Source organism: Chryseobacterium sp. C39-AII1 (genome assembly GCF_039672645.1).
Classification (GTDB): Bacteria; Bacteroidota; Bacteroidia; order Flavobacteriales; family Weeksellaceae; genus Chryseobacterium.
The window spans coordinates 125,817-150,870 of record NZ_JBDFPQ010000002.1; the positions used below are offsets into that span (position 1 = coordinate 125,817).

22 protein-coding genes are annotated in these 25,054 nt (G+C 33.9%); 19 read left to right on the forward strand and 3 right to left on the reverse strand.

Annotated features, from left to right (window positions below):
• Positions 1-285 precede the first annotated feature (285 nt).
• The 3 genes from infB to rimP all read right to left on the reverse strand — a co-directional run bounded on the left by infB (position 286) and on the right by rimP (position 5,099).
• Complete coding sequence (gene infB, locus ABEG63_RS03400; RefSeq protein WP_346582985.1) at positions 286-3,303, reverse strand: translation initiation factor IF-2; 3,018 nt, start codon at positions 3,301-3,303, stop codon at positions 286-288.
• A 77-nt stretch (positions 3,304-3,380) separates the two neighbouring features.
• Entirely contained in the window at positions 3,381-4,616 is a 1,236-nt protein-coding gene (gene nusA / locus ABEG63_RS03405; RefSeq protein ID WP_267405577.1) for a transcription termination factor NusA, read from the reverse strand.
• A gap of 15 nt (positions 4,617-4,631) precedes the next feature.
• Positions 4,632-5,099, reverse strand: a complete 468-nt coding sequence (gene rimP / locus ABEG63_RS03410) for a ribosome assembly cofactor RimP (protein WP_267405579.1) — start codon at positions 5,097-5,099, stop codon at positions 4,632-4,634.
• 215 nt (positions 5,100-5,314) lie between these two features.
• On the opposite strand from rimP, the gene ABEG63_RS03415 reads away from it, so the two are divergent.
• The 19 genes from ABEG63_RS03415 (at position 5,315) to ABEG63_RS03505 (ending at position 25,053) form a co-directional block, all read left to right on the forward strand.
• Positions 5,315-6,628, forward strand: coding sequence for a UDP-glucose/GDP-mannose dehydrogenase family protein (locus ABEG63_RS03415; RefSeq protein ID WP_346582988.1), 1,314 nt, complete (start codon positions 5,315-5,317; stop codon positions 6,626-6,628).
• Between the two features lie 4 nt (positions 6,629-6,632).
• Positions 6,633-7,712 carry a dTDP-glucose 4,6-dehydratase gene (gene rfbB, locus ABEG63_RS03420; protein WP_346582990.1) on the forward strand — a complete coding sequence of 360 codons (1,080 nt, stop codon included), beginning with the start codon at positions 6,633-6,635 and terminating at the stop codon, positions 7,710-7,712.
• A gap of 12 nt (positions 7,713-7,724) precedes the next feature.
• Positions 7,725-8,588 (forward strand): glucose-1-phosphate thymidylyltransferase RfbA, encoded by an 864-nt coding sequence (gene rfbA, locus ABEG63_RS03425; RefSeq protein WP_346582992.1) that lies wholly within the window; start codon positions 7,725-7,727, stop codon positions 8,586-8,588.
• Positions 8,589-8,765: 177 nt separating this feature from the next.
• Positions 8,766-9,614 carry an ABC transporter permease gene (locus tag ABEG63_RS03430; protein ID WP_346582994.1) on the forward strand — a complete coding sequence of 283 codons (849 nt, stop codon included), beginning with the start codon at positions 8,766-8,768 and terminating at the stop codon, positions 9,612-9,614.
• Positions 9,615-9,658: 44 nt separating this feature from the next.
• Positions 9,659-10,918, forward strand: a complete 1,260-nt coding sequence (locus ABEG63_RS03435; protein ID WP_267405588.1) for a polysaccharide ABC transporter ATP-binding protein — start codon at positions 9,659-9,661, stop codon at positions 10,916-10,918.
• A 28-nt stretch (positions 10,919-10,946) separates the two neighbouring features.
• The gene (locus tag ABEG63_RS03440) at positions 10,947-11,342 is read left to right on the forward strand and encodes an FdtA/QdtA family cupin domain-containing protein (protein ID WP_346582996.1); all 396 of its coding nucleotides are present in this window, start codon (positions 10,947-10,949) and stop codon (positions 11,340-11,342) included.
• 2 nt (positions 11,343-11,344) lie between these two features.
• Positions 11,345-11,800 (forward strand): acyltransferase, encoded by a 456-nt coding sequence (locus tag ABEG63_RS03445; protein WP_346582998.1) that lies wholly within the window; start codon positions 11,345-11,347, stop codon positions 11,798-11,800.
• On the forward strand, positions 11,800-12,903 hold the full coding sequence (locus ABEG63_RS03450; protein ID WP_346583000.1) for a DegT/DnrJ/EryC1/StrS family aminotransferase: 1,104 nt from the start codon (positions 11,800-11,802) through the stop codon (positions 12,901-12,903). The genes ABEG63_RS03445 and ABEG63_RS03450 overlap by 1 nt, the downstream gene beginning before the upstream one ends.
• Positions 12,890-14,404: a glycosyltransferase family 4 protein gene (locus tag ABEG63_RS03455; protein WP_346583002.1), complete on the forward strand. Its 1,515-nt coding sequence runs from the start codon at positions 12,890-12,892 to the stop codon at positions 14,402-14,404. The genes ABEG63_RS03450 and ABEG63_RS03455 overlap by 14 nt, the downstream gene beginning before the upstream one ends.
• Positions 14,405-14,475: 71 nt before the next feature.
• A complete protein-coding gene (locus ABEG63_RS03460) occupies positions 14,476-15,015 on the forward strand; it encodes a DapH/DapD/GlmU-related protein (RefSeq protein ID WP_346583004.1) in 540 nt (179 codons plus the stop codon).
• A gap of 7 nt (positions 15,016-15,022) precedes the next feature.
• Positions 15,023-16,099: a glycoside hydrolase family 99-like domain-containing protein gene (locus ABEG63_RS03465; RefSeq protein WP_346583006.1), complete on the forward strand. Its 1,077-nt coding sequence runs from the start codon at positions 15,023-15,025 to the stop codon at positions 16,097-16,099.
• A gap of 3 nt (positions 16,100-16,102) precedes the next feature.
• A complete protein-coding gene (locus ABEG63_RS03470) occupies positions 16,103-17,041 on the forward strand; it encodes a glycosyltransferase (protein WP_346583008.1) in 939 nt (312 codons plus the stop codon).
• A gap of 86 nt (positions 17,042-17,127) precedes the next feature.
• Positions 17,128-18,054 carry a glycosyltransferase family 2 protein gene (locus ABEG63_RS03475; protein ID WP_346583010.1) on the forward strand — a complete coding sequence of 309 codons (927 nt, stop codon included), beginning with the start codon at positions 17,128-17,130 and terminating at the stop codon, positions 18,052-18,054.
• Positions 18,051-18,713, forward strand: coding sequence for an NAD-dependent epimerase/dehydratase family protein (locus ABEG63_RS03480; protein ID WP_346583012.1), 663 nt, complete (start codon positions 18,051-18,053; stop codon positions 18,711-18,713). Before ABEG63_RS03475 ends, ABEG63_RS03480 begins: the two co-directional genes overlap by 4 nt.
• A gap of 50 nt (positions 18,714-18,763) precedes the next feature.
• Entirely contained in the window at positions 18,764-19,549 is a 786-nt protein-coding gene (locus tag ABEG63_RS03485; RefSeq protein ID WP_267405606.1) for a class I SAM-dependent methyltransferase, read from the forward strand.
• 10 nt (positions 19,550-19,559) lie between these two features.
• The gene (locus ABEG63_RS03490; RefSeq protein ID WP_346583014.1) at positions 19,560-21,158 is read left to right on the forward strand and encodes a hypothetical protein; all 1,599 of its coding nucleotides are present in this window, start codon (positions 19,560-19,562) and stop codon (positions 21,156-21,158) included.
• A gap of 10 nt (positions 21,159-21,168) precedes the next feature.
• On the forward strand, positions 21,169-22,971 hold the full coding sequence (asnB, locus tag ABEG63_RS03495; RefSeq protein ID WP_346583015.1) for an asparagine synthase (glutamine-hydrolyzing): 1,803 nt from the start codon (positions 21,169-21,171) through the stop codon (positions 22,969-22,971).
• Between the two features lies 1 nt (position 22,972).
• On the forward strand, positions 22,973-24,121 hold the full coding sequence (locus ABEG63_RS03500) for a glycosyltransferase family 4 protein (RefSeq protein ID WP_346583017.1): 1,149 nt from the start codon (positions 22,973-22,975) through the stop codon (positions 24,119-24,121).
• On the forward strand, positions 24,118-25,053 hold the full coding sequence (locus ABEG63_RS03505) for a glycosyltransferase family 2 protein (protein ID WP_346583019.1): 936 nt from the start codon (positions 24,118-24,120) through the stop codon (positions 25,051-25,053). Before ABEG63_RS03500 ends, ABEG63_RS03505 begins: the two co-directional genes overlap by 4 nt.
• The last annotated feature ends 1 nt before the right edge of the window (position 25,054 follow it).

A 25,054-nucleotide genomic window follows, 5' to 3' on the forward strand; every position in this document is an offset into this window, starting at 1 on the left:
TGGGCAAATATGTTAATAAATTTTAACACTTGCAAGTTTTTTTACCACTTATTAGAGAGTTACTTTTAGGTTTTACTATAAAATATACTTAAAACAAACAAAATTTAACAATAATATTCGCTCATTTTTAAATAAAATACATTTTCAATATACTAGAAAAAACTTTTAACATGTTTTCATTAATAGGAAAAAACTTATTTAGAATCATTATAAATTAATAAAATATATTAAATAAAAAAACCACCTCAAAAAAAGGTGGTTTTTATTTATCTGTAAAAAGTAGAGTTATTTCAACTTTTTCTTAACAGCAACTTCTTCGTAAACTTCTAGAATGTCGCCTATTTCAATATCATTATAGCCTTTCAAGTTCAATCCGCATTCGTAACCTTTTGTTACTTCTTTCACATCATCTTTGAAACGCTTTAAGCTTTCTAATTCTCCATCAAATTTCACAATACCGTCTCTTAGCAAACGTACTTTCGACTGTCTTGTTACTTTTCCGGTAAGAACCATACAACCAGCAATTGAACCCACTTTAGAGATCTTAAATACCTCACGGATTTCAACATTACCGATTACCTGCTCCTGAATTTCAGGAGAAAGCATTCCCTCCATTGCTTCTTTAACCTCATCGATAGCTTTATAGATTACAGAATATGTTCTGATCTCAATTTCTTCACGATCTGCCAATTCTTTTGCATTAGCACCTGCTCTTACGTTGAATCCGATGATAATCGCATCAGATGCTGCCGCTAAGTTGATATCAGATTCAGTGATTTGTCCAACACCTGAGTGTAGAATTTTCACACTGATCTCTTCTGTTGATAATCTTTGTAACTGATCGGAAAGTGCTTCCACAGAACCATCAACGTCACCTTTAAGGATAATATTCAATTCTTTGAATTCACCTAAAGCAATACGTCTTCCAAGCTCTTCAAGCGTTGTATGTTTTTTAGTTCTGATAGAAAGTTCTCTCTGAAGCTGCTCTCTCTTATTCGCGATTGCCTTACCTTCACTTTCGTCGGTATAAACACGGAATTTATCTCCTGCGGTAGGCGCTCCATCCAAACCTAAAATTGTTGCCGGAATTGAAGGACCTGCTTCTTTAAGATTCTTCCCTCTTTCATCAAGCAAAGCTTTTACTTTACCGTGATTCTTACCTGCTACCACATAATCTCCAACTCTTAAAGTTCCGGTTTGAACCAACATTGTTGCTACATAACCCCTTCCTTTATCCAAAGAAGCTTCGATAACAACTCCGTTTGCTGAACGATCCGGATTAGCTTTTAATTCAAGCATTTCTGCCTGTAATAAAACTTTCTCTAATAATAAATCAACATTATTACCAAATTTAGCTGAAATCTCCTGAGCTTGAACATTTCCACCCCATTCTTCAACTAAAACAGAAGGATTCAATCCTGAAAGCTGCTGACGGATATTATCAGGATTAGCATTTGGTTTATCTACCTTGTTGATCGCAATAATCATCGGTACACCTGCCGCCTGAGCGTGAGCAATAGCTTCTTTCGTTTGTGGCATTACATCATCATCGGCAGCAATTACGATAATCGCAATATCCGTGATCTGCGCACCTCTCGCTCTCATCGCCGTAAAGGCTTCGTGACCCGGAGTATCTAAGAATGTAATTCTCTGACCGTTCTCCAATTTCACGTTATAAGCACCGATGTGCTGTGTAATACCTCCGGATTCACCAGCAATTACGTTAGTTTTTCTTACGTAATCCAATAATGAAGTTTTACCGTGGTCAACGTGCCCCATTACCGTAACAACAGGCGCTCTTGGCACTAAGCTTTCTTCAGTATCGATTTCTTCTTCAGAGTCTGTATCTTCAAGATCTGCATCAGAGAATTCAATTTTATAACCGAACTCATCTGCTACTAATAATAAAGTATCAGCTTCAAGTCTTTGGTTCATGGTAACCATTACCCCAAGAGAGAAACATGCAGAAATTACTTCTGTAGGAGAAACGTTCATTAAACTTGCCAATTCACCAACAGTGATGAATTCTGTTACTTTTAATGTTCTGTCTGCTGCATCAATTTCTTGCTGACGCTCATCCTGCTCTCTACGGAAGTTTCTCTTATCTTTTCTGTGCTTAGCAGATTTAGACTTACCTCCTTTATTTGTTAATTTTTCAAGGGTTTCCTTGATTTGGTTTTTAACTTGTTCGTCTGTTAATTCAACAGGCATGGTTCTTTGCCCAGGTCTGTTTCCTCCTTGTCCGCCTCTGTTAAATCCGCCTCTGTTTCCACCTTGACCACCTTGTCCTGGTGGACGGTTTCCTTGGTTGTTTCCAAAACGGTTTCCGCCTTGACCACCTTGACCTTGAGGACGATTTCCTTGTCCACCCTGTCCTTGGTTACGGTTTCCCCCTTGTCCGCCTTGACCTTGAGGGCGGTTTCCTTGACCACCACCTTGGTTATTGTTGTTGTTATTGTTTCCGCCCTGTTGGTTATTTCCACCACCTTGTTGGTTGTTGTGCCCACCTGGCTTCTCAATTCTTTTTCTTTTCTTTTTCGCTCCAGAACTAGGTTTTGGTGCAAACTGAGTTAAGTCGATCTTTTCTCCAACGATCTTAGGACCGTCTAGTTTCTGATAAACTGTTTCAATTTTTTGTGGTTCCTGAGATTCAGGCTCAGCTTTCTGAGGTTCAGCTTTTACCTCAGCAGGTTTAGCCGGAGCCGGAGTTTCAGCAACTGGTTTTGGAGCTTGTTTTACAGGCTCAACTGGTTTTTCCTCTGCTTTCTTCACTTCTTCTTTTGGTTTGTCTTTTTTAGCAGGTCTGTTTCTAGATTCTAATTGAGACAAATCAATTTTATCCAGAACTTTAAATTCCTGTTTTTCGGGAGTCACTTTTACTTCAGGAGTTTCTTTCACTTCCGGAGCAGGTGCTACTTCCTCTTTTTTCTCCTCAATTACCGGTTCCGGCTTTTGAGCAGGAGCAGGAGTTTCTTCAACTTCAGGCTTTTTAGGCTCTAAGTCTATTTTACCTAAAATCTTAGTTTCTGGTTTATTAGCTTTAGCTCTTATTACTTCAGGGGTTTTCTTCTCTTCAATTTCCAGTTTTTCTTCCGGAACTTTTGTGATCACCACCTCATGGGAAGCCTTTCGCTGTTCACCATCCTTGGCAAACTCAGCCTCCAATGCAGAATATGCCGCTTCTTCTAATTGAGCGTTAGGATTGTTTTCAACCACAATATCTTTAGACTGTAAAAATTCTACAAGCCTAGACATCGAAATATTGAATTCCTTAACCGCTTTATTTAATCTTATTTTTGGCATCTATATTATTTACTGTTTTTTAATTCTTAAAATTAAAGTATTTCTTTTTTACTGTTTATTAAAATTTATTTAAAATCTTAATCTTCAAATTCTTCTCTAAGAATACGCTTCACATCTTCAATAGTCTCCTCTTCAAGATCCACCATATTCAGTAGACTTTCAGTATCTTTATCTAATACCGATTTCGCAGTTGTAAGACCTACTTTCTTAAATTCATCCAAAATCCACTGCTCGATATCGTCATTAAATTCTCTTAATTCAACATCGTCATCTTCGCTAGACTCTCTGTATACATCAATTTCAAATCCTGACAACCAAGAAGCCAGTCTAATATTCTGACCTTGCTTTCCGATTACTTTAGAAATCTCTTCAACAGGAGTATAAACTAAAGCATAATTAGTTTCCTCGTTGATGTCAATTTTATTGATGGTAACATTACCTAAAGCTCTCTTCACCATGATCTCCGGGTTTTTAGACCACTGGATTACATCAATGTTTTCATTTCTCAACTCTCTTACCACGCCGTGAATTCTTGAACCTTTCACACCCACACAAGCTCCTACAGGATCTATTCTGTCGTCGTAAGCATCTACTGCAATCTTCGCCTTTTCACCAGGAATTCTCACTACTTTTTTCAGCATGATCGTTCCGTCTTGGATCTCAGGAATTTCCAGCTCTAATAATTTCTCTAGGAATTTAGGTGCAGTTCTGGAAATAATAATCTGTGGTTTAGAACCTTTAAAATCTACTGTTTCAACAATAGCTCTGATATTCTCACCCTTTTTAAAGAAATCGGATTGGATCTGATTTTCTTTCGGCAAGATAAATTCGTTTCCTTCATCATCCAACAAGATCACGTGCTTATGACGGATATGGTGAATTTCTCCTACCACAATCTCCCCGATCTTATCTCTGAACTGCTCATACAACATGGCGTTGTTATGTTCCTGCAGTTTTGTTGCCAAAATCTGTTTCAACGTAAGAATATTTCTTCTTCCCAACTGAGCAACCGGAATTTCCATGGTAAAATCTTCACCTACTTCGAAGGTAGGATCTATTTTTTTAGCCGCAGAAATCTCGATTTCCAAATCATCATCTTCAGACATTTCGTCTTCAACGATTGTTTTGTTTAAAAAGATCTGAAAATCTCCTTTGTCAGGGTTTACAATTACATCAAAATGATCATCTGAATCGTATCTTTTTCTCAAAAGTGTCTTCAGTGAATCTTCAATAATTGCCATAAGATCAATCTTACTGATCCCTTTTTCGTCTTTAAAATCACCAAAGGATTCAATCAACGCTATATTATCCATTTATTCTTTTTTCTTTTAAAATTTAATTATTACTAATGCTTTTTTAATCTCAGAGTAAGGTATTTCTTTCTCTTCTACCACATCTACTTTGCCTTTACCGATATCTTTCGGTTTTCTGTAACGAAGCGTAAGTGTAATTTTTTCGTCATCTACTTTAGACAGTTCCCCTTCAATTTTTGTAGAGTCTTCAAACATTACTTCGATCTCTCTTCCAAGGTTTTTATTAAACTGTCTTGGCGTCGCAAGAGGCTCGCTTAATCCCGCCGACATTACCTGTAAGCTGAAATCATGCTCTTCACGATCCATATTAAATTCTACTGCACGGCTTGCATCAAGACAATCCTGCAAAGTAACCCCATTATCACCATCCAAAATCACAGTGATATCGTCCCCTGCAGAGATCTTTAAATCAATAAGAAACAAATCTGTTCTTGTTGCAAGGAATTCATTTAATAATTCTTCAATTCTTTTTCTAAACTCCATAAATTTAATGCTTGATTTACAGTACGAAAAAAGGCTTTCTTCCGAAGCCTTCTCATTTTTTCCCGTAAATCCAATGCAAATATACGAATTTTTCGTAAAAAAGCAAAATCATCTTATTATCAAGCAAATAAGTTAAAGAATGATTTACATCAAATTAAAAGACGTCGTGAAAGTATTTTTATTACTTTTGTGTAGAAATTTTAAAAACATACATTTTGAATATTACTATTGTAGGAACAGGTTATGTAGGATTAGTTACAGGAACCACCCTTGCAGAACTTGGAAATTCAGTATACTGTGTAGATATTGATGAAAAGAAAGTAGAAGGTATGAAAAACGGCGTAGTTCCCATCTATGAGCCGAACCTTGAAGAAATGTTCTTAAGAAACATTCAATCTGAAAGATTATTTTTCACTACAGACTTAAAAGAAGCTTTAGACAAAAGCGAAGTTGTGTATCTCGCACTGCCTACTCCACCGGGAGAAGATGGCTCTGCAGATCTTTCTTACGTTTTAAAAGTGGCCAACGATATCGGCGAGATGATGACTGAATATAAAGTGATCGTCAACAAAAGCACAGTTCCCGTAGGCACAGCCGACAGAGTGAGAGAAGTAATCTCATCTAAAACTCAAATTCCTTTTGATGTGGTTTCAAACCCGGAATTCCTTAGAGAAGGTTTTGCGGTAGAAGATTCTATGAACCCGTCAAGAGTTGTTGTAGGCGCAAGCTCTCAAAAAGCACAGGACATTATGGCTAAGATCTATCAGCCATTTACCAATACAGGAATCCCTATTATTTTCATGGACGAAAAGTCTTCTGAATTAACAAAATATGCTGCCAACTCATTTTTAGCTGTAAAGATTACATTTATGAATGAAATCGCTAATTATTGTGAAAAAGTAGGTGCTGACGTTGATAAAGTAAGACTTGGAATGGGAAGTGACGATAGAATTGGTCACAGATTTTTATTTCCGGGAATCGGATATGGAGGAAGTTGTTTTCCTAAAGATGTGAAGGCATTGATCAACTCAGGAAAGCAGGAAGATTTTAACTTCCAGATTTTGGAAGCAACTGAAAATGTAAACACGGCGCAAAAAGTAATTCTTGTTTCAGAAATTGAAAAGTATTTCGGCGGAAATATTGAAGGCAAGAAAATTGCCATGTGGGGACTTGCTTTTAAAGCAAATACGGATGACATTCGTGAAGCATCTTCTTTAGATAATATTGATCTTCTTTTACAAAAAGGTGCAAACGTGGTTGCATACGATGCTATTGCTGAAAGTAATGTGCAAAAAGTATTAGGAGACAAAATTCAATATGCGAAAGGAATGTATGATGCATTGGAAGATGCAGATGCTTTATTCATCGCAACAGAATGGCCGGAATTCAAAAATCCAAACTTTGAATTAATGGCTAAAAAACTTAAAAATAAAGTTATTTTTGACGGAAGAAACATGTATCCTCTGGAGATTCCGGAGCAAAATGGTTTCTTTTATAAAAGTATAGGCAGAAAGACAATCTCAAAATAAATAGATGAAGAACATAATCATTACAGGAGGAGCAGGATTTATTGGTTCCCACGTGGTAAGAGAGTTTGTAAAGAACAATCCGAACACGACAATAATTAACCTTGATGCTCTTACCTATGCCGGAAATCTTGAAAATTTAAAAGATATTGAAAACGAACCTAATTACGTTTTCGAAAAAGCCGACATTACAAAACCTGAAGAACTAAGAAAAGTTTTCGAAAAATATAATCCGGATGCGGTTGTGCATTTAGCAGCCGAAAGTCATGTGGACAGAAGTATTACAGATCCGATGGCGTTCATCAACACTAATGTAAACGGAACAGCGAATCTTCTGAATCTTTGTAAAGAATTCTGGGCATTAAACCCAGATCATACACACGGAAGATTTCCTAATGAGAAAAGAACCAATCTTTTTTATCACGTTTCTACTGACGAAGTGTATGGAAGTTTAGGTGAAACAGGATTTTTCCTTGAAACAACATCTTACGATCCGCAGTCTCCATATTCAGCTTCAAAAGCAGCTTCTGACCATTTGGTGAGAGCGTACGGAAATACTTACGGAATGCCTTTTATTGTTTCAAACTGTTCAAACAATTACGGTCCGAATCATTTCCCTGAAAAATTGATTCCACTTTGTATTTCAAATATTATTAACGAAAGACCTTTGCCAATTTACGGTGACGGAAAATATACAAGAGACTGGTTATACGTAATCGATCACGCAAAAGGAATTCATCAAATCTTTAACGAAGCTAAAACCGGAGAAACTTACAATATCGGAGGTTTCAACGAATGGCAGAATATTGATTTGGTTAAAGAATTAATTAAGCAAATGGATGCTAAACTTGGAAGAGAAGAAGGTTATTCTGAAAAACTGATCACTTTTGTAAAAGACAGACCTGGTCACGACAAACGTTATGCAATTGATGCTACAAAACTGAATTCTGAGCTGGGATGGAAACCATCTGTAACTTTCGAAGAAGGTTTAGGAAAAACAATCGACTGGTATCTTGAAAACAAAGAATGGCTTGAAAATGTAACAAGCGGAGATTATCAGAAGTACTACGAAAACCAGTATAACTAAAACACACAAGAGATGAAAGGTATCATTTTAGCAGGAGGCTCAGGAACAAGACTTTATCCTCTTACGATTGCTGTAAGCAAGCAATTAATGCCGGTTTATGACAAACCAATGATTTATTACCCGCTTTCCACGTTATTGTTAGCTGGAATTAAAGACATTTTAATTATCACAACTCCGCACGATCAGGCAGGTTTTATCAAGCTACTGGGCGACGGATCACAAATCGGATGTAATATAGAATATGTTGTTCAGCCAAGTCCGGATGGTCTGGCACAGGCTTTTATTTTAGGAGATAAATTCATCGGAGACGATGCTGCGGCATTGGTTTTAGGTGATAATATTTTCTACGGTTCCGAAATGGGAACTTTATTGAAAAACAAAACCAATCCAGACGGAGGTGTTGTGTTTGCTTACCACGTTTCAGATCCTGAAAGATATGGTGTGGTAGAATTTGATGATAACTTTAAAGCGGTTTCTATCGAAGAAAAGCCGACACAACCAAAATCAAATTATGCAGTTCCTGGCTTATATTTTTATGATAATGATGTTGTAGAAATTGCCAAAAACATCAAACCTTCTCATAGAGGAGAGCTGGAGATTACTGATGTGAATAATGTATATTTAAACAAGGGTAAACTTGAGGTAGGTGTTTTAGACAGAGGAACAGCGTGGCTGGATACAGGAACTTTCGATTCTCTAAATGATGCTTCGGAATTCGTAAGCGTAATTGAGAAAAGACAAGGTTTCAAAATTGGATGTATTGAAGAAATTGCTTTCAGAAACCATTTTATCGACGAGGAAAAATTGCTCGAAACGGCAGTTAAATACGGCAAAAGCGGTTACGGAGAATACCTAAAGAAACTCGTACAGAAATAACAATTTAATTTTAAATAATTCAAAACTATTAACCTTTATGGTTAATAGTTTTTGTTAATACCAACAAATATTAATATATTAGTTGTTATTTTCTAATTGTTATGTGAATAATAATTCACAAACATAAAAGTACCGTAAAGATTAATTATTATAAATTTGCACTAAATTTTCACACAGATGAATGAACCACAACAGAAGTGGACAGAAACGATAGAGGCCAGCCATTCTTTATTTGATGTAAAACTTAAAGAAGTATGGAAGTATAAAGATTTGATTTACATGTTTGTGAAGAGAGACTTTATATCCAGTTTCAAACAAACTATATTGGGGCCTATTTGGTTTTTTATCAATCCCATTTTCACTACAATTACTTACCTTATTATTTTTGGTAGATTTGCTAAGCTTCCTACAGATGGAGCTCCGGGACTTATCTTCTATTTGGCAGGAGTTACCTTGTGGAATTATTTTTCAGGGGCATTGCTCGGTACATCGGGTACATTTACAGGAAATGCCAGCATTTTCGGCAAAGTATATTTCCCAAGATTAGTAACCCCTATTTCCATTGTGATTTCAAACCTAATGCGCTTAAGTGTCCAGTTTATTTTATTCCTGCTGGTTTGGGTTTATTATTTAATTAATAACGAAATTTCTCCTAATATCTGGATTTTAGCAACTCCTTTTTTACTTCTGTTAATGGCATTATTCGCTCTAGGAGTGGGAATGATTTTTTCAGCATTAACCACAAAGTATAAAGATTTAAGTATGCTGTTAGCATTTGGTATTACATTATATATGTATGCTACTCCAGTGATCTATCCCGTATCGATGCTTCCTGGATATTTTAAAAAACTAGCTAAGTTTAATCCGCTCACAGGTATTTTTGAATGCTTTAAATACGGATGGCTTGGTGTAGGAGATTTTTCTCCTATAATGCTCCTGATAAGTTCTTGTATTATCGTTATACTTTTATTTATTGGCATCATTACCTTCAACAAGGTGGAAAAAACATTTATGGACACCGTGTAAAATTATTAAAAACACGCTGACAAAAAAATTTAAAACAAAGAAACATGCTAGCTTTAAAGGCAGAAAACATATCAAAACAATACCGATTAGGGCAAGTGGGAACAGGCACGCTTTCTCATGACCTCAACAGGTTTTGGCACAGAGTAAGAGGAAAAGAAGATCCTTATTTAAAAATTGGAGAATCTAACGACAGAACTACCAAAGGAGATTCTGAATATGTATGGTCTCTTCGTGATATTAATTTTGAAATTAATCAGGGAGATGCCGTAGGAATTATCGGAAGAAATGGTGCCGGAAAATCTACATTACTAAAACTATTAAGTAAGGTAACTAAACCTACCACAGGAACCATTCATACCAACGGAAGAATTGCATCTTTATTAGAGGTAGGAACAGGTTTTCACCCCGAAATGACAGGTCGTGAAAATGTTTTTCTGAACGGCGCCATTTTAGGGATGACCCGAAAAGAAATCACCAGAAAATTTGATGAAATTGTAGCATTCTCTGGTGTTGAAAGATATATTGATACTCCTGTAAAAAGATATTCCTCGGGAATGTATGTTCGTTTGGCATTTGCCGTTGCAGCCCATTTGGAATCTGAAATTTTGATTGTAGATGAAGTGTTGGCAGTGGGAGATGCAGATTTCCAAAAAAAATGTTTAGGTAAAATGAATGATGTGGCAAAAGGAGAAGGAAGAACAATTCTTTTTGTGAGCCATAATATGACTGCCGTAAAAGAGCTTTGTAACAAAGGTATTCTTCTAAATCAAGGTACGCTTCAATATGAAGGTGATATGCTAAGTACAATTATCGAATATCAAAAAAGTAGTGCCACCGCAAGCTCTTATCACTACAACGGAAATATAAATGAGGCGTTAGGCAATGAAAACATCAGAATAAAAGAATTTTCGGTAAATCCTATCAAGGGAAGTTTAATTGATATTGATTCTGGAGTTCGTGTAAAGTTGGTTTTCGAAAACTTCCGTCCTGATATTAATTTGGATACGACTTTTGAATTAAAGAATTATGAAGAATTAGTAATTTTTCATGTAGGTGCCTTTGCTGCAAAAAATAACGATGCCAAGATAGGTGAATATACTGTAGAATATGATATTCCTTCGGGATTATTAAACGCTGGAAACTATTACTTTAAACTGTATTTCGGAAGAGATCAAAGCGAACTTTTATACGGAGTTGATAGTTTCATAGGGTTTGAAGTTGAAAATGTAAAAGTTGGTAATAAGCTTCACATCTATCCTGGAATTACAAGACCTCATTTCGATTATAAAGTACAGACACCATGATTAAAGAAATAATAAAAAATTCCCAGACATGGCAGAACCACAAATAATAACATTGGACAAAATAGGTTCTTCAGAGCTTGGTTATATAACAATTGCTGAAGCTCAAAAGAATATACCGTTTGATATACAACGTGTCTACTGGACTTACTTTACTCCACAAGATGTCACCAGAGGAGGTCACGCTCATAGAAATTTACAACAGGTAATCTTTGCTGTATCAGGAACTATCACTTTTAATACAGAGGATAAAGCGGGAAATAAAAACAATTTTGTTTTAGACCACCCTACAAAAGGATTATATATCCCTAAACTAGTTTGGAGAGACATTCAGTTTTCTCACAATGCAGTTCTCTTATGCTTAGCTTCGGAATTGTATGATGAGAATGATTATTTCAGAGATTTTGAAGAATTTAAAAATTATTAAAAATGATACATCGTTTAGCTGATGTACAATCTTTAGATATTGGAGAAGGTACAAATATATGGCAGTTTTGCATTATTCTGAAAGGGGCAAAAATAGGTAAAGACTGTAATATCAATTGTCAGGTGCTTATTGAAAATGATGTTATCATTGGTGATAATGTTACTATAAAGCCTGGTGTACAGATTTGGGATGGGATTACACTTGAAGACGATGTTTTTGTGGGTCCGAATGTGACTTTTACCAATGATCTATTTCCAAAATCTAAAAATAAAGACTTTAAATTAGAAAAAACAATTGTCAGAAAAGGAGCTTCTGTTGGAGCTAATGCAACCATATTAGCAGGTATTACAATTGGAGAAAACGCACTGATAGGAGCCGGAAGTGTCGTTACAAAAAATGTTCCCGAAAACGAAATATGGGTTGGCAATCCTGCAAAATTTTTAAAGAAAAAACAATAATGATAAAATTCCTCGATTTACAGAAAGTTAATTTACAACATCAAGCCGAAATTGAAGCGCAGCTTTTAGAGGTTTTCCGTTCTGGCTGGTATCTGCTTGGAGAAAAAGTAAAAGCTTTTGAAAATAATCTTTCACAATACATCGGAACCTCACAGGCAATTGGAGTTGCAAACGGGTTAGATGCTTTACGCCTTATCCTTCGTGCTTATATCGAAATGGGAGTAATGAATCGAGGAGATGAAATTATCGTCCCATCCAATACCTATATCGCTTCTATTCTAGCCATTTCGGATAACGGATTAATTCCTGTTCTGGTAGAACCTGAAATTAACACCTATAATATTGATATTTCTAAAATCGAAGCGAAAATCACTCCTAAAACAAAAGGAATTCTTATTGTTCACTTACAGGGAAGAATTGTTTTTTCAGATGAATTGAAACAAATTGCCCAAGAACATAATTTAAAAATCATCGAAGACAACGCCCAAGCCATCGGAGCGGTGTGGAATGGTTTAAAATCAGGAAATTTAGGAGACGCGGCGGGTTTCAGTTTTTATCCCGGTAAAAATTTAGGAGCGCTGGGCGATGCTGGTGCCGTAACTACCAATGATGAAGAACTGGCAAAAACAATCAGAGCATTGGCCAATTATGGTTCTAATCAAAAATATGTAAATATCTATCAGGGTTTAAATTCAAGACTAGATGAAATTCAGGCGGCTGTTTTGGATGTTAAACTGAAATATATAGATAACGAAAATACGATCAGAAGAGAAATTGCAAAACGTTTTATTAATGAAATAAAAAATCCGGCAATTATTCTTCCTAAAAATCCTAAAAATGAAAGCGAGCATGTATGGCATGTTTTTGTCATCCGTTCAGAAAAAAGAGACGAATTTCAGGCTTATCTTACTGAAAATGGAGTTCAGACCTTGATCCACTACCCTATTCCTCCACATCATCAGGAAGCGTATAAAGAGTGGAAGACTTTATCTTTCCCAATTAGTGAAAAGATACACCGTGAAGTTTTAAGTTTGCCTATTTCTCCTGTGATGACAAAGGATGAAATTGAAAAAATAATTTCAATAGTAAATGATTTCAAATAAGCAACTTATAAATTTAGATTCAATTCTAAAAAAGAATTTAAAGACATCTATTAGTCTTAAAGATTTTGATAAAGCTTTGAGGTTAATCGAACTGTCTGCACATTTACAATATAATTATTGCTTCAATTCTACATTATACGATCAAGAACTTGAACATTCTTTACAGCAAATTGCTGATCAATTATTTGAAAATGTAGAAATAATACCAGAAGATAATGTTGTATTATTCTATGATTTTTTTGGATATGACAACAGAGGGCTTACCCAGCAATATTTGCGTGCTTTAAAAGAATTGAATAAGCGAATTGTTTTAGTTTTTGAAAATAAAAAAAGACAATATAAAAACGAGGCTATTCTTGCTGAGATCGAAAATTATCCAAACAAAGTAATTTATTATCTTGAGGGTAATAACAGAATTGAATTATGTGAATCTCTATTCAAGATTGTAGAAACTGAGAAACCAAAGGATATTTTAATGCACCTTATCCCTTGGGATACAATTGCCTATATGGCATTTTATAAAATAAAAGGCGCAACAAGATATCAAGTTAACTTAACAGATCACACGTTTTGGTTAGGTACTGATATTACAGATGTTAACATAGAGTTTCGTTCTTTTGGGATGAATTTGTCTGAACAATTAAGAAATATTCCGGCTCATAAAACCCGTTTGTTACCGTTTTATCCAATTTTATCTACAGAAGAATTTCAAGGATTTGATTTTGATACTCAAGGAAAAAAAATCATTTTCTCAGGAAGTACTTTTTATAAAGTTTTAGGTCATGATTTAGCCTTTTTTAAAACCATACATCAGCTTTTAAAATTGGATGATAATCTAATTTTTATATTAGCCGGAAGTGGTAATAATACGGCTATTATTGATTTTATTAATAAAAATAATCTTAACAACAGAATATATCTTATTGGTGATAGATATGATTTGTTTGAGGTTATGAAAAGAGTTGATTATTATATTTCCACCTTCCCCTTTACAGGGGCATTAATGACTCAAATTGCTGTAGCTGCGGGATTACCCATATTTGCTTATGTAAATTCAAACAGCCTTTACAACGGAATAGAAGATTTATTCTCTAAGTCTGAAACTTTTGAATCCATCAATAGTTTAGATGAGCTTGTAGAAAAATTTTCAATTGAACATAAGAAAGGAAGCCAAAGAAATTCTCAGGGAAGAGAATCTATGCTAAGTGAAGAGGAATTTGCTCAAATCTTATGTAAAATTTTAAAGGGACAAAATCCAATGTCTTTTTTGGAAAAAAGAGTAAGCGTACAAAAATCTTATCAAACATTTAATGAATTAATGATTGAGACGGAAAATCTTTATAACCCGACATTTGAAAGTACTATAAATAAATATTTACCTGCAAAAGAAAGATTAAAGTTAATTCCTAATTACAGACGTAATTATTACAAAAAAGTATTTAAAGAAAATAAAATACAGTTTTTAAAAGAATTATATTATTACTTAATAAAAGGAGAATGAGTTTTTTAAAAAAATATCTTGTAAAATACTTATTTAAAATAATTAATTCTGATGCATACAAATCTCATAAAATGCATCAGCAAAATGCTTGGGCAAAAGCTAACTTCAAAACGTTTGGAGAAGGCTCTCATCTGCCTGACTTTTATTGGATAAAAAATCCAAAATATATGTCAATTGGAAAAGGATTCAGCTCTCTATTCAATCTTAGGCTAGAAGCATGGGATCGTTTTCAAGACCAAACTTTTACTCCCGAAATATCTATTGGTGATAATGTGATCTTAAATTCTGATGTTCATATAGGTGCCATTGAAAAAATTATCATTGGAAATAATGTTTTAATGGCAAGCAGAATTTATATTTCAGATCATTATCACGGTGATATCAGCGGTAATGATTTAGACATTCCTCCGAGGCTCAGACCTCTTTACGCCAAAGGTCCTGTTATTATTGAAGATAATGTATGGATTGGTGAAGGAGTCTGCATACTACCCGGAGTTACCATTGGCGAAAATTGTATTATAGGAGCAAATTCTGTAGTAAACAAATCATTTCCTAAAAATTCCGTAATTGCTGGTGTACCAGCAAGATTAATCAAAACACTTGAAAAATAATTTAAAAATGAAAGCAAGAGCAATAACATATTACCTCCCTCAATACTATCCCATTCCTGAAAATGATGAATGGTGGGAAAAAGGTTTTACCGAATGGACGAATGTGACCAAAGCAAAACCGTTGTTTCCGGGACATCATCAACCCAACTTACCTTCAGAACTTGGATTTTATGATCTAAGAGTTCCTGAAACAAGAGAACAGCAGGCAGAATTGGCAAGAGAGCATGGTATCGAAGGTTTTTGTTATTGGCATTATTGGTTTGGCAATGGCAAACGTATTTTAGATAAAATCTTTAAAGAAGTTTTAGAAAGCGGCAAACCAGATTTTCCGTTTTGTATAGCTTGGGCAAACGAAACATGGAAAGGTATTTGGCATGGTTTGGATAATCAAATCTTGGCTGAGCAGACTTATCCTGGAATTGAAGATTATACTGCTCATTTTTATGAATTATTACCAGCCTTCAAAGACAGCCGATACATCAGAGTAAACAACAAGCCTCTATTTGTTATTTATAAAGCTTTTGATATTCCGGACGTAAAAGTATTTTTAGATCTATGGAATAAACTGGCCAAGGAAAACGGCTTAGATGGAATCTATTTCGTAGGTCATCTTTTTGATTTCAGAAAATATCAGGAAATTCTAGATTTAGGTTTAGATGCTGTAAATGTAGTTCGTATGAATGAAGTTCAGCGTTTACTTCCAAAACCTAAATTGACAATAAAAGAAAAACTGGAATACAAGCTTAAAAATTATGCTACTAATATTCCGAAATATGAATATAGTGACGCTATAAAAGTTTTGCTGGGAGAAGAGTCTAAACATAAAAATGTAATCCCTACCCTGTTTCCAAACTGGGATCATTCACCGAGAAGTAAAGGAAAAACATTGGTTCTTCATGATTCTACTCCGGAATTGTTTAGACAACATGTAAAAGAAGCGCTAGATTTAGTAAAAGATAAACCTGAAGAAGAGAGAATTATTTTCATTAAATCATGGAATGAATGGGCAGAAGGCAATTATCTGGAGCCCGATCGCAGATATGGAAGAAAATATTTAGAAGCACTGAAAGACGAAATTCTGTAAAATATGACGATAACCGTTATCATACCTGTTTACAACGCCGAAGAATTTATCGAGAAAGCGGTAGAATCTGTGATTCAGTTTCCTGAAGTGAAAGAGGTTTTATTGATAGATGATGGCTCGAAAGATCACTCATTACAAATCTGTCAGCAAATGGCAGAAAAGCACCCTCTAGTAAAGACGATTCAGCATGAAGACAAAAAAAATCATGGTGTTTCAGCTACACGAAATTTGGGTATGGATCTCGCTTCACAGGAATTTGTAGCATTTTTGGATGCCGACGATTATTATCTTCCTAATAGGTTTGATGCAGAAAGAGAATGTCTTAAAAACCCAGATATTGACGGAGTTTTCGGAGCTATTGGTGTAGAATTCGTAACAGAAGCCGGAAAACAGAAATACCTTTCTGTGATCAATGATACTGGTTTAACTACCGTTCATCATCCGGCAGAAGGTAAAGAGGTTTTTAATGGTCTTATTCAGATTGATCCTACATTCGGAACTTTTTTTTCACTTATTGCTACAACCCTCAGAAAATCAGCGATTGAAAATCCAAAATTAAGGCTCAACGAAAGCTTGAGAATGCATGAAGACAAGGATTTCATTGTGAAATTGTCTTATCACTGTAATTTAAAATCAGGTTTTATAGATAAAGCGGTTGCAATAAGAACAGGACATGAGAATAATACTTTTTCATCGGTTCAGAATAGATCAAAGCAATATTACATCAATCAGGAAAAGCTCTATAACTCGCTATATTCTTGGGCAAAAGAGGAAAAATTACCCGAAGATATTACAGAAATGTTTAAGTTAAAAGGAATTTGCGCTTACATTTCTCAAAAACAAGGTGTAGCAAAGTATATAAATTATGCATTTAAAGCATTAGCAAACCCCAAATTATTGAAAACAAGGTATCAATATTTTGCTTTAAAAAACAGACTTTAAAATGGTTATATACTACAAGATCATTTAATTATTCAAATATTTTTTTTATATTTTTGAAAATTATAAACACTAAGATAAAAAACACTATGCATCAAAAAATTTCCCTCATTATTCCTGTCTACAATTCTTCTAAATTTTTGTATAAAACTTTGGAGGCAGTGGATGACCAAAGAAAGATATCAAATTGGGATCTGGAACTTGTTTTGGTGGAAGACGGAAGCCCAGACGGAAGTTTCGAAGTAATAGAGGCTTTATCTGATAAATATCCCTATATAAAAGCAATTAAACTTTCGAGAAATTTCGGACATCAAATTGCTGTAAAAACAGGTCTTAGCTATGCAACTGGTGATTATATAGCCATTATAGATGATGATCTTCAGGATCCCCCATCACTTCTTCCACGTTTTTTTGATGAACTAGATAAAGGATATGAAGTAGTATATGGCATCCGGGAAAAAAGAAAAGAAAACAAGTTAAAAAAACTGGCTTATGGCAGCTTTTACAGATTTTTAAATTCAATAAGCGATACCAAAATCCCTTTAGATTCTGGAGACTTCTGTGTGATGACAAAAAATGTAAAAGATAAAATGCTTACTTTAAATGAGCAAAATCCTTATTTGAGAGGTATTAGAGCTTGGGTAGGGTTTAAGCAACTTGGGCTACGTTACGAAAGAAGCGGAAGAGTGGAGGGCGAATCTGGATATTCACTAAAAAAACTTATAAAAATAGCAAAAGACGGTATTTTTTCTTTTTCATCTTTACCTTTACAAATTATCAGTATTTTAGGAAATCTTGGGCTTTTAATTTCTATTCTCTTTACAATATTTACTCTTGTAAGGTATTTAAAAAATGAAATTGAGGTGCCCGGTTATACAACTATAATCATAATAATGGCATTTTTTAATTCTATATTGCTAATTAGCTTAGGATTAATTGGCGAATATATTTACAGAATTTATAACGAAGTAAGAAACAGACCTTACACTATTATTGAAAAAACGATCAACGTATGATTATTGGTAACGGAATTTTAGCAAATGCATTCAGGTCTTTTGATGATGAGAATATAATATTTTTCGCTTCAGGAGTTTCTAATTCGTTAGAAACCAAAGCATCTGAATTCCAACGAGAACTTGATCTCCTTCATTCAACAATTGAGAAATACCCTAATAAAAAGTTGATTTATTTTTCAACTTGCAGTGTGTATGATTCTTCAAAAACTGAAAGCCACTATGTAATGCATAAGCTCAACATGGAAAAAATAATTTCAGAGTCTTGTCAAGAATATGCTATTTTCAGAATTGGAAATGCTGTAGGGAAAGGAGGAAATAACAATACTTTAATCAATTATCTTAAAAATTCTATTGAAGAAGGAAAAACAATTAAAGTACATGGCAAAGCAAAAAGAGTTTTTATTGGTGTAAATGATGTAGCTCTATTTATTCATGAAAATAAAATAGAAAATAAAATTTTCAATTTAGTATATCCTTACCAGTTTTCTTTAACCGAGGTCATTACTCCTTTAGAAAACCATCTAGGTAAAAAACTAATGTATGAAGTTGTAAATGAAGGCTCGTATTATGATATTGATTTTGAAGATAGCACAAAAGACTTCTTTAGTAAAATATCACCCGAAGAATATTTAAAAAAACTGTATACTACTTATCTGTAACCCCCATTACAAAGACTTTATAAACTGTTAATTATTAAGAAAATTCAAAAATGAAAGAAAAAATACAATCAATTATTGCAGCCGGCCAAAACTATGAATACAAAGATGGAAAATTTGTATTTCTGGAATTTAATGAAGATATCGTTTCTGATTCCCTCGATAAAATTAAAACATTTTTTAAAAAATATGTATGGTTATATGAGCTATTAATATATATTATTGCTCCGCTTTATCCATCCAGATATTATTTTTTAAAGAAATTACTAAAGGAGACAAAAAATTCTGATAAGGTAATTGTAAATTTAGGAAGTGGCTATACAGATTTAAGAGAAGATATTATAAATGTAGATCTTATACCTTATAATCCTGTAAATGTAGTTTGCGACATTACAAAGCTACCTTTTAAGGATAATTCTGTAGATCAGATTATTAATATTGCAGTTTTAGAACACGTTCCTAATCCTCAGGCTGTAATAGCAGAAATTCATCGAGTACTAAAACCTGGTGGAAAGTTATTATGCGAAATTCCTTTTATGCAAGGTTTTCACGCGTCTCCGTACGATTTTCAAAGATTTACTTATGAAGGAATAAAAGTACAATTTCAGGAGTTTAATAATCTTAAAATACATTCAATCAGCCCAACAGGTGGTATGCTTTGGCAATTGCAGGAATGGGTGGTCATGCTTTTTTCATTCGGAATTAAGCCTTTACACAATATTTTATTAATTATTGTAATGTGCCTTACTTTCCCTATTAAATTCCTAGATGTTATCTTACAATATCATCCGCTAAGTAAAAATATTGCATCTGCATTCATTTTTGAATGTGAAAAATAATACCTATTGTATGAAGTTTATTCAAAAAATAGATATCTATAAAATTTTCTCAGTAATTATTATTATTGGGACAGTATTTTTGGGCTACATTACCTATGCCAATTTAGGTAAAGGATTTATTTTTAATGACGAAGCTTATTATCTTTCTTACTTTAAAAATAAAGGAGAATATTTGAGCTTTGACAGAACTAATTATTTCAGAATTTTTAAGTTCCTGTATACCCCGGACATTCATCGTTTCAGAATAAATACCACGACTACTCTTATCCTAAGTAATTTTATTCTGTACTTCTGCGTCTTCAAATATTTCAAAATCAATAAATATATATTTGTTTTCAGTTTAATAGGTATATTCGTTGCTTTCCATACTTGGAGTATTACTAATCTATCCTTACAACAATATATAGGAAATACAATTCTGGTCAATATAGGATTGTCATTAATTCTCATTTCATTTATACTAAAAAAGCAATTCATTATATTATTTGCTGGGTTTATCCTATCTTTTATTTTGTTTGATGGAAACTCTCACGTAGTTGTATTAATCCCTATTTCATTATTTTTATGGTTGGCAGATAAAGAAAAAAGGATAACAAATTCTTTGTATTATCTTGCTGGTTTTTCAATTGGTATTATCATTTATTTCACTACGATGGATACCACAGAAAATTTTTTAGATCAATTCAAATTTTTAAAAGAATATCTTACATTCCACAGAAAGCAGCATTCAAAAAGATTTATGGTTCTTTGGTTTGTATATCTTTTCTTGAATGCAATTTTACCAGTAGCCATTGCTTATTTCTTTTTAAAAAAAGCAAAGTTTTCTTTAAAGTCAATTAGTATTCTAGAGAAAATAGTGGCTGTAACGGGGATATTAACTGTAATCACTTATTTCTTTTTTTTAGAATACGGTTACATCATGCAAATTCTATTTACCCATTTACTTGTACTTAGATTCTGGTTAATGAAGGAAGAGCCAATAGCCAATAAATATCTCATTACACTTCTTTTGGTAATCCCGTATGGTTTAACATTTGGATCTCAAACATGGTTCCATTTGCGTCTACATGTTTATATAGTTTATTATTTTTTACTTACTCTTATCTGCTTTATTAAATTATATCGAAATATCTATTGGATAGCGGGTTATTCAATCGTGTTAATTTTCTTAATCGTTACTTTTCCGGCGCGTCTTACAGAAAAAGGCTGGAAAGATTTTGTTTTTACCGAACAAAATGAGAAGGTGAAAGTAAACGGATATGACCTTTATTTAGACAAAGGCAGAAAGAAAGATTTGGATGACTTGCGACCTTATCTGGAAAACCAACCGAACGTAATATATTCCAGTAATCATTTAATGGGGTATTTGTATATGTTGGATGCAACACCACCTATTTACTATTACTTTACATTAAAAGATTACATCAATTATATTATAAAAAAAGTTGGTAAAACACCAGATGACTACATTTACATTGAAAGTAATGATTATCCTTTCAGTCCAAAAGAAATTATACCTTTAAAATTTGTAAATCATCCAGAAAAATATAAAGTTGTAAAAACAGGCAGATTCACATTGTATCTTCCTGCTCAATTTCAAAAAAAATAACAAAACGCCCATGTGTGGAATCGCCGGAATCATAACAAAAAACGCCCGAAACTATCAATCTGAAATTCAGAAAATGACCGATGCCATGGAGTATCGTGGTCCCGATGCTGCAGATCATGAATTTTTTGAGAATGCCGCTTTGGGACATCGCAGACTTTCTATCATTGATTTATCTGAAAATGGTAAGCAACCGATGTTTTCCAGCACAAAGAAAGAATGTATTGTTCTGAATGGTGAAATTTATGGTTACCAGGATATTAAAAATCAATATTCGGATTACCCTTTTCGTGGAGGCTCTGATACAGAGGTGATTTTGGCCATGTACCAGAAAAAACAAAAAGACCTCATTCATGATCTTCCAGGAATGTTTGCCTTTGCTATTTGGGATGAAAAAAAACAGGAGTTATTCTGCGCCAGAGATCGTTTTGGAGAAAAACCTTTTTATTACGCAATCGGACAAAACGGAGAATTCATATTTGCCTCCGAGATCAAAGCGATTCTTGCGACCGGATTGATAAAACCTGAAATTGATAAAGCACAAATTGCGTATTATTTAAAGAACGGCTACATTCATCCTCACAAAACGGTTTATAAAAATATTTTCAATCTAAAACCTGCCCATACTTTAGTGTTAAAAGATGGCAAGTTTGAGATAAAACCATATTGGAAAATTCCTACTCAGGATTCTAAATTAAGTTTGGAGGAAAGCATCGAAAAGTTTAAATACCTTTTGGATAATGCAGTGAAAAAACAGTTAATTGCCGATGTTCCCGTAGGTTCATTTCTTTCGGGAGGTTTAGATTCCAGCACCATTGTAGCTGTGGCATCCAAGTATAAAGAGAATATCAAGACCCTTGTTTATGGCTATGAAAGCGGTGATTTAAATGAGATGCCTTATGCACAAGCCATTGCCGATAAATACAAGACCGATCACCATATTCTTTTAGACAGAAAACAGAAAATTTCTGAAACCCTTCAGGAAGTGTATTCTTATATGGACGAACCTTTAATGGATACTTCTTTGCTTCCAACTCACCTTATTTTTAAAGAAGCGTCAAAAGATCTGAAGGTTATTCTTTCCGGGGATGTGGGAGACGAGTTGTTCGGTGGGTACAGTTTCTATCGATATAACATCAATATTTCTGAAAAAGGATATTACCCCGATTATTTGTCTAAAATGTTTCTTTTAGCAGGAAAATTCAGAGAAATTGGTTCAGAAAGACGTCATAGAGCAGAATATAAAGACACGTTAGATTATCATCAAAACAAAGTAAGAAACCATTTTACGGTTGCCGAAATAAAAAAATTAGGAATTCAGGAAGAAGTTCCGGGGCAAGATTTCAGCTTCACTCCAACTAATGAAAACTACAATGATTTGATGCGAATTGATCTGGAAAAATACGTTCCCGCCAATATGTTGTTGAAAGGCGACAGAACCTCTATGTATAATTCTGTAGAGGTGAGAATTCCGTTTTTGGATATTGATTTTGCTGAATTTTGCATTCAGCTTCCTTCGCAATATAAAGTGAATTCTACGGAGGATAAAATTATTCTGAGAAAGGCTTATTCACAGGCATGGACAGAAGAAATCGCCAAACGCAGAAAAAATGGCTTCGGAGCTTCTGTAAGCGAATGGTTTAAGGAACCAGAGTTACAAGCTTTAAGTAAAGAATTACTAGAAAATAAAAACAGCTATATTTTTGAATATCTTGATTTTAATGAAGTTCAAAAAAAACTTAACAGGCAACTTCAGCACTGGAATTTATTAATTCTTGCACTTTGGTTTAAAAACAATAAAAAGCACTTACAATAGCATGAAAATAGGATTGACAAAAAATGATTACCCCATCAGAAGGAATATTTTAGATAAAGTTTCCGGCTGTGAGTATGTCTTTCTGAGAAATAACAACAATCTTTTTCATTCATTGTCGACAGTAAAAAACTTAATCTTTCGAAAAAAATCAAATATCGAAGGAAAATACTACTTTTATCAAAAACCTACAATTGATGTTCTGCATCTTTATAATGACATCAATTATTCGTCTCAAAAGTGGGTGGTTTCTTTTGAAACATTGGTTCCGCGTTTTTTGGAAACAAGAAACGATCATCAAAAAACTGAACCTCAACATATAAAAAACTCAAAAACAGCAGATGGGCTGAAACAAATTGCCAAAAAAAATTGTTTGGGAATAGTTTCTATTTCACAGGCTTCTGCCAATATTCAGCTAGAACTTTTAAAGCATTATCCTGAATTTAAAGATCAGATTGAAGCTAAACTTACGGTAATACATCCGCCTCAGGAAATTATTCCAAGAGACAGTTCGAATATTTATAACAATATTGAAACATTCAATTTAATTTTTGTCGGAACACAATTTCACCTGAAAGGCGGCGTAGAAATGGTAGACGTTTTAAGAAAACTAAAGTCAAAATATAATTTTAAACTGAAGATTATTTCATCTTTTAAAACGGATAATTACGTAACCAAAGTTTCTGAAAAAGAAGCTCAGGAAACCAAAGAACTCTTGAAAAAAGAAGACTGGATCACTTTATTTGAAAATATTCCGAATGAAAAGGTTTTAGAATTAATCAAAGAATCTCATTTCGGTTTGTTGCCCACTTGGTCAGACACCTACGGATTTTCGGTTCTCGAAATGCAGGCTGCGGGAGTTCCTGTAATCACGACAGACATTCGGGCTTTACCGGAAATTAATAATGAAAATTGTGGTTGGTTAATCAATATTCCTCAAAATCGTCTGAAGCAGGCGCTTTATTATACAGATGAACAAAAAGAAGAGCTTAAAAAAGCCATAAAATCTCAACTTGAGAATATTATAGAAGATATCTTTGCCAATCCTGAACAATTGAAAGAAAAATCAAAAAATTCAGTTGAAAGAATTAAAAAGAACCATGATCCTGATATCTTCAGTGAAAAATTAAAATCCATATACAGCAAAGCATGAATGTTTCGGTAATCATCCCTGTTTATAATGCCTCAGAATTTTTAGAAAAAGCTGTAGATTCTGTCTTGCAATTAAACGAAGTAAAGGAAATCGTTTTAATTGAAGATAAATCTACCGACAATTCTTTAGAGGTTTGTCAAAAGTTGATATTGAAAGATTCACGGATTAAATTGTATCAGCATCCCGACAAAGAAAATCATGGCGCAGGAGCTACCCGAAATTTAGGATTAGAAAAAGCAAATTGCGAATTTATTTCATTTTTAGATTCTGATGATTATTATCTTCCGAATCGTTTTGATGCAGAAAAAGAAATTTTTAAAGATGAAAAAATTGAGGGAGTATTTGGCGCAATTGGCGTAGAATATTTAACCGAAAAAGGTAGAAAAGAATTTGAAGAAAAATTTAAAAATATTTCTTTAACTACAGTAAATTTTCCAGCAGAAGGCAATGACGTATTTTTGGGATTATTGGGCTTAACTCCCAAAGTCTTCGGAACTTTTTTTCATTTGAATGCCTTAACTATCAGAAAATCAGCTTTAGAAAAGAATAATTTACGCTTTAACGAAAAACTTCGTGTACATCAGGACTCAGATTTCATTGTTAAACTGGCATTTCATTGTCATCTGAAATCCGGAATTATAGATAAAGCTATTGCTATAAGAGGTGTTCATGACAATAACAGAATTACAAAAATTGTAAGATATTCACCTCAATACAATGAAAGACAGCTGCTACTTTGGACCTCAATGAATGATTGGGCTAAAGCAAACGCCTTATCATCTGAGGCTAAAGCTAAAATTTATTTAACTTATAAATCATTTGATCTGGCGCTGAAAAAAGGATTGAACAAATATTCAAACATCTTTTTAGAGGTCATCAAAAACCCGCTTATTTTAAAAACACAATATCGTTTTACATATCTCAACCGATAAG

Excerpts from the sequence above, each read along its gene's own strand:
- infB (WP_346582985.1), bottom strand. The coding sequence starts at position 3,303 with ATGCCAAAAATAAGATTAAATAAAGCGGTTAAGGAATTCAATATTTCG.
- nusA (WP_267405577.1), bottom strand. The coding sequence starts at position 4,616 with ATGGATAATATAGCGTTGATTGAATCCTTTGGTGATTTTAAAGACGAA.
- rimP (WP_267405579.1), bottom strand. The coding sequence starts at position 5,099 with ATGGAGTTTAGAAAAAGAATTGAAGAATTATTAAATGAATTCCTTGCA.
- rfbB (WP_346582990.1), top strand. The coding sequence starts at position 6,633 with ATGAAGAACATAATCATTACAGGAGGAGCAGGATTTATTGGTTCCCAC.
- rfbA (WP_346582992.1), top strand. The coding sequence starts at position 7,725 with ATGAAAGGTATCATTTTAGCAGGAGGCTCAGGAACAAGACTTTATCCT.
- ABEG63_RS03430 (WP_346582994.1), top strand. The coding sequence starts at position 8,766 with ATGAATGAACCACAACAGAAGTGGACAGAAACGATAGAGGCCAGCCAT.
- ABEG63_RS03435 (WP_267405588.1), top strand. The coding sequence starts at position 9,659 with ATGCTAGCTTTAAAGGCAGAAAACATATCAAAACAATACCGATTAGGG.
- ABEG63_RS03440 (WP_346582996.1), top strand. The coding sequence starts at position 10,947 with ATGGCAGAACCACAAATAATAACATTGGACAAAATAGGTTCTTCAGAG.
- ABEG63_RS03445 (WP_346582998.1), top strand. The coding sequence starts at position 11,345 with ATGATACATCGTTTAGCTGATGTACAATCTTTAGATATTGGAGAAGGT.
- ABEG63_RS03450 (WP_346583000.1), top strand. The coding sequence starts at position 11,800 with ATGATAAAATTCCTCGATTTACAGAAAGTTAATTTACAACATCAAGCC.
- ABEG63_RS03455 (WP_346583002.1), top strand. The coding sequence starts at position 12,890 with ATGATTTCAAATAAGCAACTTATAAATTTAGATTCAATTCTAAAAAAG.
- ABEG63_RS03460 (WP_346583004.1), top strand. The coding sequence starts at position 14,476 with ATGCATCAGCAAAATGCTTGGGCAAAAGCTAACTTCAAAACGTTTGGA.
- ABEG63_RS03465 (WP_346583006.1), top strand. The coding sequence starts at position 15,023 with ATGAAAGCAAGAGCAATAACATATTACCTCCCTCAATACTATCCCATT.
- ABEG63_RS03470 (WP_346583008.1), top strand. The coding sequence starts at position 16,103 with ATGACGATAACCGTTATCATACCTGTTTACAACGCCGAAGAATTTATC.
- ABEG63_RS03475 (WP_346583010.1), top strand. The coding sequence starts at position 17,128 with ATGCATCAAAAAATTTCCCTCATTATTCCTGTCTACAATTCTTCTAAA.
- ABEG63_RS03480 (WP_346583012.1), top strand. The coding sequence starts at position 18,051 with ATGATTATTGGTAACGGAATTTTAGCAAATGCATTCAGGTCTTTTGAT.
- ABEG63_RS03485 (WP_267405606.1), top strand. The coding sequence starts at position 18,764 with ATGAAAGAAAAAATACAATCAATTATTGCAGCCGGCCAAAACTATGAA.
- ABEG63_RS03490 (WP_346583014.1), top strand. The coding sequence starts at position 19,560 with ATGAAGTTTATTCAAAAAATAGATATCTATAAAATTTTCTCAGTAATT.
- asnB (WP_346583015.1), top strand. The coding sequence starts at position 21,169 with ATGTGTGGAATCGCCGGAATCATAACAAAAAACGCCCGAAACTATCAA.
- ABEG63_RS03500 (WP_346583017.1), top strand. The coding sequence starts at position 22,973 with ATGAAAATAGGATTGACAAAAAATGATTACCCCATCAGAAGGAATATT.
- ABEG63_RS03505 (WP_346583019.1), top strand. The coding sequence starts at position 24,118 with ATGAATGTTTCGGTAATCATCCCTGTTTATAATGCCTCAGAATTTTTA.